A 12,280-nucleotide genomic window follows, 5' to 3' on the forward strand; every position below is an offset into this window, starting at 1 on the left:
GGTGACCTTCAACCATCTCATCTCGCCTTACTCGCAACGAACCGCACTCATCGGTTCAATTTGCGTAGCTCGACGTGTTGGAAGCCATGCCGCCAAGAGAGTCATCACACTGACTACGGTAAGGGCTGCCGCGAAAGACATGGGATCGAGTGCGCTCAAGCCGAAGAGTTGCGCTTTGATCCACCTGGTTGCTAGTAAGGTGAGCGGCAGTCCCACGCCCACACCAATCGCGAGTAGCAACAACGATTCGTTCAAAATCATCCACTGAATCCGAAGGGTCTGCGCACCCAGCGCAAGGCGAATGCCAATTTCGTTCCTACGGCATACAACGTTGTAGCTCATCACACCATAGAGCCCTATGGCGGCCAACAATAGCGCCAACCCAGCAAAGAGAGAGGTCAGTGTAGAAACAAGCTGGTCGTGCGAAATGAAGTCGTCGATCTCGTCGCGGATCGTTGTGATTTTGGTCAAGGGAAGGTTCGGATCAATGGATTTCACTGCAGCGCGAAGATCCGCGACTGTGTTGGCTGGATTCCCTGTTGTGCGCAGAAGGATCAGGTTAGCAACACGATCCTGATTTTCTTCCGGCGCGACGGGAGGATTAGCAGCCTTCGCGGACGGATCGACAGGATTGAAAGGCTCTATTTGAGCCAACGGAATATAAGTCATTCGGAGCGGCTCTGAACTGCGTGGATCTCCTGCCTTCGTATCTCGTGCGATGCCCACAATTTGCCACGGGCCTTTGACATCGCTGATGCCGATCGAGAGTGAGCGACCGATCGCGTCCCCCTTGGGAAAGAAGTGCTTGGCGATGGCTTGATTGATCACAGCCACCTTCTGTCGACTGGCCGTATCCGTTTCGTTGATCGCGCGCCCCGCAACAATCCTGATGTCTGCAGTCTCGAAGTACCGGCCGGAGATACGATTGAGCTTCGAATTCATGCTCTCTTTAGGCGCTGGAATATATCCAGGGATAGCGATGTCGGAAGACCAGTTGCCTCCACTGATGGGCGCAGTGGCCGCCAGAGCAACGGACTTGACTCCCGGCAGTGCAGAAAGACGATCAAGAAGTTGTTGGTGCAGGCCGGGCGACTGGCTGGGCTTGTATCCGGCAAGGCTTGCGCTGAACTCAGCGAGAAGCAATTGCGAGCGTTCGAAGCCGTAATCCTGATTTTCGAGATTACTCAGAGTGCGAAGAAAGAGCCCCGCGCTAACCAGCAACAAGAGCGAGAGCATGACCTGTGCCGCAACCAACGCCTTGGGCCACAGACGCGCTAATTTTCCACCACTGCTTAGCGCGGTATGGGCGCCTGTGGTGAGATTGCCGGAGGCTTCTGTACGCGATGCAATGACCGCGGGCGCAAGTCCGAAGAGAATGCCGGTGAACAAAGAGACGCCAAGCGTAAACAACAAAACTGTCGCGTCCGGCGTGGGACTCATCGCAATGTAGGAGCTTCCCTGGCTTACGAACGCGATAAGCGAGCGCGTTGCGGCAAAGGCGACAGCGAGGCCGAGCGTGCCGCCTATGACCGAAAGCAGAAATGTTTCCATCAGGCCCTGTCGAATGATGCGCGCGCGGGTGGACCCGAGGGCGAGGCGAGTCGCGATCTCTCGTTGGCGAGTTGCCGAACGAGCCAATAGGAAGTTGGCAAGGTTTGCGCAAGCGATTAGCAGGACGAGGATGACGACGCCCATGAGAATACGCAATGAGTCACCATACTGACTTCGGACCAGAGACACTCCGCGCGACGTCGAGACCAAGGGAACGGTTACGTGGTTGATCTCCTGTTCTAGTGAAGCACTCAATTTCGTTCCTTCAATGGCACGCAGGCCGACGCGAATCTGTTGGTCGAGCCACGCTTGCGTCTGCGCCAAAGAGGATTTGTTCGTGGATGCCTGATCACTCAAGCGTCCAAAGACATTCAAGAAATATGTTCCACCGGCCGTACCCGCGGGTAATAGAAGCGAAGGATGCTTAAGGACGACGGCCTGCATCGAGATTGGAGCCCATAAGTCCGGTGGCTCCAGTTGTCGTTTCATCCCATGGAAGGCTTCAGGCATAACACCGATGATCTGGAAAGGGGTTCCGTTGATGCTCATGAACCTGCCAAGGATGGAAGGGTCGGATGAAAGCGATTGCTCCCAGAAATGGTGACTAATGACCACCACGGCTCCAGCACCCGGCATGGCATCGTCCAACGTACTGATTGCCCGTCCCATAAATGGCTGTGCGCCGAGGACACTGAAGTAGTTGCCCGATACGAGGCTGGTTCGTACAAGGATCGCAGATGAATTTGAGATGGGAGCAACGTCGGAAGAAGGCAGCATCACGCTTACCTCATTGGCAAAACTTCCAAACGACGCGATGCCTTGAAAGGGCCCAGGCTGAGCCTCTAACTGGCGGGCAAAATACCAAGGGAATAAGCCGTAAGCACCGATATCAATCCCGGCGGCGATACCGCTGTTTTCTGCATCGCCGAACGTCACCAGTTGCTCTGGATGCGGTACAGGGAGATTGCGCAGCATCACCTGATTAATGAGCGTGAAGATGGCTGTGTTGGCGCCGATGCCGAGGGCCAGTGACAACAAGGCAATTGCAGCAAAGCCCGGACTCTTGACTAGCATGCGCACACTCAGGCGGAAATCCTGAACCAGTTCTTCCAAAACCGATTCCCACCGTGAAGACCACACATGATGTTTAACGGCATTCCGGCTGCCAATCTCGATCACCGCAGCTCGACGCGCTTCCTCGGCAGTCATCCCGGAGTTCTGTTTGTGAGCGGTAGATGCGTCAAGATAGCTTTCGAGCTCTTCGTCGAGTTCCCGCTCCACTCGATCCTTTTGCAGCAGAGACTTTAGGCCGATCACCAGTTTGGTTATCCAATGCACGATGTCCTCCTAACGATTAGCGTTGGAAGTTTCTGATCAAGCTTCAAGGATTTGCGAGATGGCGAGAATCTGCCGTTGCCATTGCTCGGTTTCCGCGAGAAGCGCTTTCTGCCCCTTAGCGGTTAGCAAGTAGTACTTGCCACGGCGATTGTTTTCTGTTGGCCGCCATTCTGACTTCACGTTGCCCGCGCGCTCCAGCCTGCTGAGCGCGGGAAGCAACGAACCGGCGTTGACGCAAAAGACCCCGTTGCTCATCTGTTCAATGCGGAGAGCAATGCCGTAACCGTGCAGGGACTCAAGTGCCAGAGTCTTCAGGATGAGCATTTCCAGAGTTCCCTGAATCAAGTCGCTCGGTTTGGCATCGCGCTGACCCGCTTCTTTTCCCTTGGCCACCAGATCTTCTCCTCTAGTCAATCTAGAGGTTAGAACCGCTCCTCTAGCCTGTCAAGAGGAGGAGTCGGCTGGAGAACGGAACGTGGATTCATCACTCGGCGGAGGAATTCGTGGAGGAACGCAAGCCTCCTGATTCTCAGACGTTCCTGGCGATAAGTCGAGAACGCCTGACTGTGGTTCTTTTGGAAACATCCCCCTCTTCGCTGCAACAAAGGAGGAGCCAAGTATCCTGCCGGTTTCATTTTCTATTCACATTTTCCGAGTCCGAAAGTGGTTTGAGTGCCTAATGGTCGGCGACAAGGGCTTGGCTACCCGCGCATCAGAAAGCGAGTCGTCGCTGACGCTGTAAAGCGACGGATGGGTTTCCCCCGAGGGAGAGAACGCAGAAGTCGCGTCATCTGAGGGATCGCCATGTTGCGCTACGTTGGTTCGATCTCTTGCGAATTCTCTGGCACAAAGGCACACTGCATAGAACCAAAGGGATCGATTCCCTAAGATGAAGTCCGTCTCGCCTCACCATTTCCCAGGTCACAACGACATAAACGTTACGCGCGTCCTTGCTGTCTCTTGATGTCGCTTGAAAGTGTGCTCGTCCGTTGTTCCAACTGACGATGCGGTTTTCTGTCTTGCAAAGGAAATGGTGGTCGTCTGTGTATACGCCAGTGCCTCGTCAACAGGTTGTAAGCGCAATCACGCACCTTCGCCAGTTGTACCGAAAGAGTCCGCACGCGACAGAGGCCGAGGCGCGGGCTCACGACAAACGCGAAGCGGTAGCAAAGAATTTGATCGACAACATCGCTCGAACCGGCTCTCATCCCACGTTGCACACGGTTCTCGAAGTCGCAGATATTTTTTCGCTAACACTCCAAGGGTCACATCGCCTCTTCGGCTATAACCTCGACCGATTGCGTCACTACGATGCGATTCTCAACAATGCCTCAACTCGGATCATCGAACACTATGCCTTCGAGCGTGATCTGCCCATCGATCTGCCTCATCGGTTCCATGAAGGGAAAGCCTGGGAAGCGACGAGTTCCCTTCACCAACTCGTCTCGGAATGGCAACACAATGTCCCCATTGGTGCAATCGATCGAGAGCCCTGGCGAGCTAAGGGAACGTTCTACGTTCAAGTCGGTACCCTCGACAGTCTTGGGACTAGCCTACCTCCAGGATCGATTGCCATGGTTGAGCCGATCTCCGAAGAAGAGTTGCTGCATCCAAGTCCGCGATCCATTTACCTCTTGCAATTCGGCAATGGATATCGCTGTAGTCGCTGCGTGACAACACGTGGAAAGCTGCTGCTGCTGACCGGCGGCAAGCACTACACCGGCCCTCAGGAGTTTCGATATCCAGGACAGGTTCGCATCGTCGGACGAGTCCGGCTCTTCGCTATAGACTTACCCACAAAAGAAAACCCCCTCATACAGACACCGGCGGCGCCGCGCCTCGACGCACCGCTCGCGCTGCCTTGGGAACATCGATCTTTGCATGGCCTGCTCGCCACCGAGTACGCCCGATTTCAACGGATGCGAAAAGGGGACGGCGCTTACGTGAGAGACGTTCTCGAAAATGCTTTTGGGCGACGTTTGAGTTCCAGAACTGAGAAGCGGTACCGTGGACAAACCACGAGTCAGCCACACATTGACGTTCTCATTCAGATGACCATGATCAGTGTTGTCCGATACCGCGACGCTCTCCGAGCTGCCGGGGTATTGTCATCCGACCGAAGACGCTATTCACTCGAAACCCTGTTGGCAGCTCGACAGCTTGCGGATGTGACGCAATTCGAACGCACAGCCGGAGTGCCACAACCGATAACACAATGGCAGAAGCTCCAACACCAATTCGTCGAGTGGCCGACGTTGCTGTCTCAGAGGTTCCCGCGACTCCGCGACTTCGAAGGTCAGGTAGTACGCCTACCTGAGACCGGCCGACTGCAAGGGATCGAACCGCAGCTTGTGGCTGGTACCATCGCGATCCTCGATACAGGCAACGACATCTCTGATGTGTCGGTCGACCCCAGGAAGCCTGGCTGGCAACGGCCCATCTACATGTTGCAACGCGGCACTCAATCTTTCCTAGGCTTTCTGCGGCGCGATGCGGAAGCTCTGACATTATTCTCAGGCTCTCCAGAAGTGCCTCCGATCGCACTCCAGCATCATGAGATCCCGTTGCTGCGACGCGTGGCGGCCATTGCCGTTCCGGTCTGAGACACAGTTCCAGCCAATGCCCTTTAGCGTAACTTTGGCCTTCTAAGCCCGTTACTGGGTTGAGCTCTCTCGTCGTCCTTCAAGCTTGCAATCACGAAGACATCCTGTTCGAAACGGGTGGAGTCATGATTCGGATCCGTGAAGATGTACGGTTTGCCCGAGAGGGAGACGGTGGGGTCTTGCTCGATCTGGCAAAGAATCGGTTCTTTGATCTGAATGCGACAGGAGCAGACATTTGGCAGCATGTGCTTGCGGGTGCCTCGGTGGATCAAATCGTCGCCGTTCTATCCCAGGAAACGATGACCTCCCCTGCCGTGATCGAGAAGGCCGTTGGTGAATTTCTTCAAACCCTGGACTCCCTTGGTCTCGTCATTGTTGGCAAAACGGAGCCTACCTCGGAGCGGTCATGTCATGCATAGTCTTCGCGCGAAATACGATCTGCTCATTCTTCACAAAGCGACACGAACGGTTGCCGTACTACGTGCAAATCCTACCCAACTTCCATCGGTTGAGGTCTCGAATCATTTACGTCCCGCCCTCGCTGTAACCGAAAGCGCACTCTCGACGCTCGGCATCCAAGTTCTTGTTCTCTCCTGGCATGCCCGTCTCGACAAGGCTTACCTCGCCATTGTGGAACTGCTCTCGTCGCCAGAAACGCTGCCCGTCAAACTTCGATTCCTTGAGGAACATGAGTTCGCCTCATGGCTTGATGCAGACACGCTTGCATTGTTTTCGGATGCCCATGGACCAACAGTCGCTCGTTTGAATCCCTATGCACAGGTGGGTTGGATCGACACGTTCCAAACGCTCTATTGGCATGCGGAGATGACAGAGATCCGGCAACTGAACTGCGGGAACCGGTTTTCTTTGTTCCGTTTCTCTTCGGAGGCAAGACAGTATTGGTTCAAAGGAGTGGGCGATCCCAATACGCACGAATTCGCTTTAACGAAGCTTTTGGCCCAGTACGCGCCCGAACGAACCGCTCCCACGGAGCTTTTCATTGATGACTGGAATGCATGGATCTCAAAAGAAGTTGTCGGTGTCCCCCTACGCGAAGTACATGACATCGAGGTTTGGTCGCATGCTTTGGAGGACTTGGCCTCAATCCAAATTGCAACCCAAGATCATCTGCGTCAATTCCAGCAAGCGGGGGCACGCTCACTCCGCAATCTCGACATTCTGCGGTGTTTGCCAGAGCTGATGGAAGAGTCACGCGTGGCCATGGAAGCGCAGACGTCATCACGTGCGCCCCGTCTCAGTGACGGCGACCTCCGTGAGCTATCAATGCAAATCACAACCCTTCTGAATCGCTTCGAAGATCTGCAAATCCCGAACCGACTGATCCATTGCGATCTCGGTTCGGGCAATGTGCTGATGGGAAACAACGGAGCCACCTTCCTTGATTGGGCGGAGAGCTACATCGGGGCTCCGGTTATCTCTGCAGAACTCTTGCTTGCCTCCGCGGAATGTCTTGAGCCGAGATGCGTTACGAGGCTTCGAGAAAACTACGTCGCTCGACTACATCCCGACCTTTCAGAGATCAACAGACAAGTGGTCGTCTCCATCATGCCGGTTCTAGGACCACTCGCAACCGCAGTCATCGGATGGAGACACAATCAACGGGTTCAGCGGCGAGATCGCTTTTGGCCAATCCTTCGATCACTCATGCGTCGCATCCAGTGCTCCATCGCAGAAGAACCGCCGGGAGTGAGCCGATTCACAACGGGTGCCCCTCAAGACATTCGAATGGACCACCATGCCTAGCCAAATGGTTCATGTTCTGAAGGCATATTGCCTACTGATCCGTTGGGACATCTTCATGAAGCGCCATTCCTTTCTGGAACTGTATGAAGCGATCCGCTCTTTGCCGACATCTCCCAGACCGGCGTCAACGACGGTTTCCGATTCACTCTATGACGCAGTAGAAGTCGCTTGTGCCTTGTATCCAAAACAAGTTCTCTGCCTGCAACGATCCTGCGTGCTCACTCGGATGTGTCGTTCTCGAGGCCTCGCGGCGCAGCTCACCATCGGCTCACAACGTAGGCCGTTTCGGGCCCACGCGTGGGTGACTCTTGAAGGCGAAATTATTCGGGACAGGCTCGCACAACGAGAAGCTTTCCTCATTTTGGAGGTTTGCTGATGAGTGCGATTGCCGGTATCTTTCGCAGGGATATCCGTGAACGCGTGGACGGCGACAATCTCCGCGACTTGGAGAAAGCCATCATGTTTCTCGGTCCAGACGAGGGTTCCTCTCGCGCATTGGGTCCAGTCGGGTTGATCCATCGTGCGCTCAATACACGCACCGACGCAACGGTATCTCAACCGTTCCGCAGGGGAACGGCGTGGATCGTCTTTGATGGCTATCTCTCCAATCGTGATGAACTCCTCAATCGCTTTGGCCACACATCGCGCGAAGATCCAACCGACGTCGATCTGGTTCTTTCGTGCCATGAGAAATGGGGGCTCAATGCCTTCGAGCGCATAGAGGGTGCTTTCGCCTTCTGCGTCTGGGAGATGGCGACGCAGAGGTTATTTCTTGCCCGCGATCCTATGGGAATACGACCACTCTTCCTTCGCAGTGATCCGCATCAGCATGTCTGGTGCAGTGCGCTCGAGCCTCTTGTACTCGGAGCGAACCGAACTCTGACGTTGAACTGCAAGCACGTCCACAAACTATTCACGTCGCAACCATGTCTCGACACAACATGCTACGAGGAGATTCTCGCTGTCCCTCCGGGAATGGTTGTTGCGCTTCGACCAGAGAGCGTTCCCATACGACGGCGATTCTGGAGTCTCGCCGCGACCGAACCGATCCGATTACATTCCGATGCCGACTATGAAGAGCAGTTTCGCTTACATTTGACCCGATCGGTTTCCCAATGTCTGCGGTCACGTACAACCGTTACCGCGGAGCTGAGTGGTGGTCTCGATTCCAGCACGATCGTCTGCATTGCAGACCGCATCCGCGGGAACGAGAATCAATCGCTCATCGAAACGATCTCGTATTTTGATACGGACGAACCCAGCGGCGATGAACGCCCTTACATCGCGATGGTCGAACAACAACGTGACAAGGTTGGACAGCATATCTCATTCGCAGACTTTCGCCGTCTGCACCAATCGACGGAGCTACAACCTCTCACAACCCCGTTCCAGGCCTCACCCGGAAGGTTCGCGCATAACCTGCAACGTCAATCGATCATTCACCAAGCCTTGCGTGATCTCAACAGTCGCGTACTCTTGTCCGGCCTCGGAGGAGATGAGTTTCTGGGAGGAGTCCCTTATGGAGCACCTGAAATCGCCGACCATCTTTTTGCTTATCGTTTCGTTGCCGGTGCGAAGTCGCTTCTGGCCTGGTCGATCGCGCGCCAACAGACGATCTGGTCGTGCTGGGAAGAGGTCAGCGCACTGCTCCGAGCCCAACGTCTCCCGACGTCCATGTTGGAATCCCCCGAAACAGCGTTCCCTTGGCTGCTTCAGCAACGAAGCTCAGAGACCGGAGTGTTTACCGAGTTCTCTGACTGGCCAGCCCTTACACCCAGCCAACTGACCTACGAGTGGCTGCGCTCGAAACTCGCAAGTCAATTCACAATCGCGGGGACACCGCTCTTCGGTGGTACCGAAACGCGGTACCCACTCCTGGATCTTTCGTTGTTTCGCTTTCTGGCATCGATTCCGCGAGATCAGGTCCTTCGTGCTGGTGAACGGCGACGCTTGCAGCGAAGAGCACTCCACGGCATCGTTCCAGCGGGCATTCTTACGCGCCGGACGAAGTGGTTCGGACTTCGCGAAGCACACGAGCTACTTCGCAGCGAAAGTGCGAATGAGGTTCTTGCACAGGATTGGCTGACCTCCGGGCTGTTCTTCGACATGAAGCTGCTTCGACAGGCACACAGAAACATTGTCACCGGCAATCCAGGACCGGCGCTGCCCCTTCAGATGGCAATTGCGCTCGAGCAATGGCTTCGGAAGCAGGTCGAACAAGGAACGATCGCAACACCGACTCCAAGATCGGCTTGACAGCTCTGCAATGCAGAGGGACGCAAATCCAAGAAAGGAGGACAAGACAATGAAGTCCATCAAGCCAACCATCGCAGAACTGGGCTCCGCGACTGCATCAATTCAGGCAGTCGGCGGATCCAAGGTTCAGCAGCTTGTGCAAGATGCTGGCGGCCCAGATCTGATCTGGAGCACTGGCATGTCGTACAACATTGACGAATAACCCTAGCCGGGGACACCTCTCGCGAGCGTGTCCCCACTAAAAATGCAATGGAGGAATCAGCCGATGAAATTCAACTCGCCTTCGATTTACGAGTTAGGAAACGCAACCGAGGCCATCCAATCAATCCATGGTGCAAAGACCTCCCCACTCATACCCGAGGCCTCTGGTCCCGATATCCCATGGAGTACTGGCAACGCTTACGCCGTCGACGAATAGTTAAGAACTCAATCCGAAAACGGTGGCGCATCATGGTGAATTCTTGAGAGCATTTCTCGCGCGCGGAGTGCCTCCCAACGCTGATACTGATCCCTCTTCGATGGATCGGGATCGACGAAGCCCTGTAACCAAAAGCGAAACCAATCCAGATTTCCCTCCTGCGCTATGCGTCGAACGGACGGTTGCGCGACCAGATGAGCCTTCGTGTTTAACACGATCATTTCCGCAGGCTGCTTTCCCAGCCACAGCCGGCAATACGGCTCCCACATCTCGAGGATTCCAGAATCCACGCGGGAAACGATGCGCAGTGGAGTTCGAATGTCTCCCGTGTTGAACTCTGGAGAGTTCTTCAACCAAGCACCCATTCCAGGCTCCAGCAGAGGACCTCCCGCGAGGTTCTCTTGATCGCGAATGAAGGACTCGCTGCCTGCTGCGTCCACAAGGTATGCCATGTAGCCAACGTTGATGCCGTCCGTGATGGAAGCTGCAGCGAAGCGCACATCTTTGCTCACCAAAGCCTTCATTACGTACGACACAGTCCGGCTGAAGCCGATTAACCCCACACGGTCTGCATCTGCTCCTTCCTCTGCTGACAACTGTTCGATCGCGGCCCTGTATTCGGAGACGTTGCAGGACATTTCGGTCACCGTAGAACGCTCCGGGCAATCCTTGACTTGAAGAACCATGATCCCTGCGGCAGCGAGTTCCTCCGCGACGAAAACACTCGGGAAGTTGCCGCTCGGCATGAAGTCACTGTTGTCGAAACCATGCGTCTGGATCACGAGCGGATAATGAACGCCAGGTTGGTATCCGATGGGCCGGAAGAGCAGTCCATTCCAGTTCTTATCGCCATCGCTCCATCGATAGTCTTCCACCGTTCCCATGTGCACTGACTTGAGTTGTGGGTTGGGATCGAAGATGATCGATTGCGCCTCATCGCCACTGGCTGTTCGAACAAGTACAGGACTGTGGAGGGTACTCTGAACGATTTCAAATCTCTGTGGCACGCTTGCGACAGCAGTGCGCGCCGTTGCCTTCCAACGTCCGTCTGGCGACCGAGTGTAGTGTTCAAACCAACGTGTTCCGGAAGATTCCGTCTCCAGCTCAAGCGAAGGACTTTCTCCATTCTGGTTCAGCAACCGCGCAGAAAACAGCCGCGCATACCCATCTTCGTGGGTAGTCCCGAAGTTTCGTTTTGAGGGTCGAACACAACTCAGCGCGAATGACTTCATCTCCACGATTGACGAGCAGGGGCGATTGTCAGGAGTCAGGGGGCGATCCGCAAATGTCGACGGAAGAAACACGAAACGACTATCGGACGACCAGGTAATGCCAGCAAGACGATTCTCGGTCCAATCCAATCGAAAAGCATCTGGGCCACCCGCAAGAGGCTTAATGCTACCGCTCGCGGTATTGATGGCCACATACTCGCCAAGCAGCCCCCAGTTCACAATCTGATTGAGGTCCTGAACGCCGGGACGAAGAGGATGCGGTGCTCCCGGATACGCGAGCGGATAGCGTGTGACCCATTCCTGCGGAATGTTGTCGTAGGGGCGAACCGTCGCAATCCAGGCCCCGTCCGGAGAGATGCTCAGGTTGAGGGTGCCGTCTGCCAATATCCGCAGTGGCTTATGGCTCTCAGGGTCGACGATCCGCTGTTCGTGTCCTTCACGAACGGACCACAGGTCTGTTCGTGAAGCAACGGTATCCGATCCGGGATAAAGAACATGTGTGAGCATCGCATTGCCCACAACGCGTGCAGGCTTATGCACTTCTCTGGCCTGACGGTCCACAATCTCTTGCGCGGGTGACGTGTAGACGAAGTGCTTCTCATCCGCGATGTCGAACGAGATGATGTCCCGGTCGCCGTTGGTGAGTTTGCGGACGCGTTGCTTCGAAGGGTCGGCGAGGTATAGCTCTCGCTTCCCGTCAGCCGTCCATTTCAGAAACGCGACTTCTTCTCCTCGTGTCCATCGAAGTTGCGTAACGGTGGCATCCATCTGGTTGATGGGAACGACACTCTCTTCCACGATCCAATCCGGATGCACGTCGGAGAGTGGGGTGGATGGCTGTGGATGCAGAAGTCTCTCGTTGCGGTAGAAGCGCAACTGATCATGGAGGCGATCGTCTCGTTCATCGGCGCGAACTGTATGAACGCAAAGCCATCGACCATCCGGAGATTCCTGAACCGCACGGTCACGCTCCTCTCCCCAGATCGTGCCAAATCGAACGATGCTGATGTCGTCGCTCACAGTCAACGTGTGCTCTTGGGCATACAGCGTCAAGATGCACAAATTCAGACACACTGCGGCAAGAAGCCTGCGCAGGCTTCGATTAGTCATTGCATTGT

Annotated in this window: 9 protein-coding genes; 6 read left to right on the forward strand and 3 right to left on the reverse strand. The window is 55.2% G+C overall.

The window, feature by feature from the left end:
• Positions 1-27: 27 nt before the first annotated feature.
• Complete coding sequence (locus M504_RS17880) at positions 28-2,889, reverse strand: ABC transporter permease (protein ID WP_047496942.1); 2,862 nt, start codon at positions 2,887-2,889, stop codon at positions 28-30.
• 36 nt (positions 2,890-2,925) lie between these two features.
• Positions 2,926-3,282: a PadR family transcriptional regulator gene (locus M504_RS17885; protein ID WP_255347736.1), complete on the reverse strand. Its 357-nt coding sequence runs from the start codon at positions 3,280-3,282 to the stop codon at positions 2,926-2,928.
• A gap of 662 nt (positions 3,283-3,944) precedes the next feature.
• Here M504_RS17885 and M504_RS22385 point away from each other — a divergent pair.
• The 6 genes from M504_RS22385 (at position 3,945) to M504_RS22160 (ending at position 9,714) form a co-directional block, all read left to right on the forward strand.
• Positions 3,945-5,492 (forward strand): hypothetical protein, encoded by a 1,548-nt coding sequence (locus M504_RS22385; protein ID WP_198137683.1) that lies wholly within the window; start codon positions 3,945-3,947, stop codon positions 5,490-5,492.
• 125 nt (positions 5,493-5,617) lie between these two features.
• A complete protein-coding gene (locus tag M504_RS17895) occupies positions 5,618-5,911 on the forward strand; it encodes a PqqD family protein (RefSeq protein WP_047496946.1) in 294 nt (97 codons plus the stop codon).
• Positions 5,904-7,256: a phosphotransferase gene (locus M504_RS17900; protein WP_047496948.1), complete on the forward strand. Its 1,353-nt coding sequence runs from the start codon at positions 5,904-5,906 to the stop codon at positions 7,254-7,256. Before M504_RS17895 ends, M504_RS17900 begins: the two co-directional genes overlap by 8 nt.
• 4 nt (positions 7,257-7,260) lie before the next feature.
• Positions 7,261-7,632 carry a lasso peptide biosynthesis B2 protein gene (locus M504_RS22800; RefSeq protein ID WP_198137684.1) on the forward strand — a complete coding sequence of 124 codons (372 nt, stop codon included), beginning with the start codon at positions 7,261-7,263 and terminating at the stop codon, positions 7,630-7,632.
• Positions 7,632-9,512 (forward strand): asparagine synthetase B, encoded by a 1,881-nt coding sequence (locus M504_RS17905; protein WP_047496950.1) that lies wholly within the window; start codon positions 7,632-7,634, stop codon positions 9,510-9,512. Before M504_RS22800 ends, M504_RS17905 begins: the two co-directional genes overlap by 1 nt.
• 49 nt (positions 9,513-9,561) lie before the next feature.
• A complete protein-coding gene (locus M504_RS22160; protein ID WP_156993984.1) occupies positions 9,562-9,714 on the forward strand; it encodes a hypothetical protein in 153 nt (50 codons plus the stop codon).
• 224 nt (positions 9,715-9,938) lie between these two features.
• Here the strand turns inward: M504_RS22160 and M504_RS17910 are convergent, their stop codons facing one another.
• Positions 9,939-12,272, reverse strand: a complete 2,334-nt coding sequence (locus tag M504_RS17910) for a hypothetical protein (protein WP_156993986.1) — start codon at positions 12,270-12,272, stop codon at positions 9,939-9,941.
• Between the last annotated feature and the right edge of the window lie 8 nt (positions 12,273-12,280).

Origin of the sequence: Terriglobus sp. TAA 43, assembly GCF_000800015.1 — a bacterium.
Classification (GTDB): Bacteria; Acidobacteriota; Terriglobia; order Terriglobales; family Acidobacteriaceae; genus Terriglobus.

Excerpts from the sequence above, each read along its gene's own strand:
- M504_RS17910 (WP_156993986.1), bottom strand. The coding sequence starts at position 12,272 with ATGACTAATCGAAGCCTGCGCAGGCTTCTTGCCGCAGTGTGTCTGAAT.
- M504_RS17895 (WP_047496946.1), top strand. The coding sequence starts at position 5,618 with ATGATTCGGATCCGTGAAGATGTACGGTTTGCCCGAGAGGGAGACGGT.
- M504_RS17900 (WP_047496948.1), top strand. The coding sequence starts at position 5,904 with ATGCATAGTCTTCGCGCGAAATACGATCTGCTCATTCTTCACAAAGCG.
- M504_RS22160 (WP_156993984.1), top strand. The coding sequence starts at position 9,562 with ATGAAGTCCATCAAGCCAACCATCGCAGAACTGGGCTCCGCGACTGCA.
- M504_RS17905 (WP_047496950.1), top strand. The coding sequence starts at position 7,632 with ATGAGTGCGATTGCCGGTATCTTTCGCAGGGATATCCGTGAACGCGTG.
- M504_RS22800 (WP_198137684.1), top strand. The coding sequence starts at position 7,261 with ATGGTTCATGTTCTGAAGGCATATTGCCTACTGATCCGTTGGGACATC.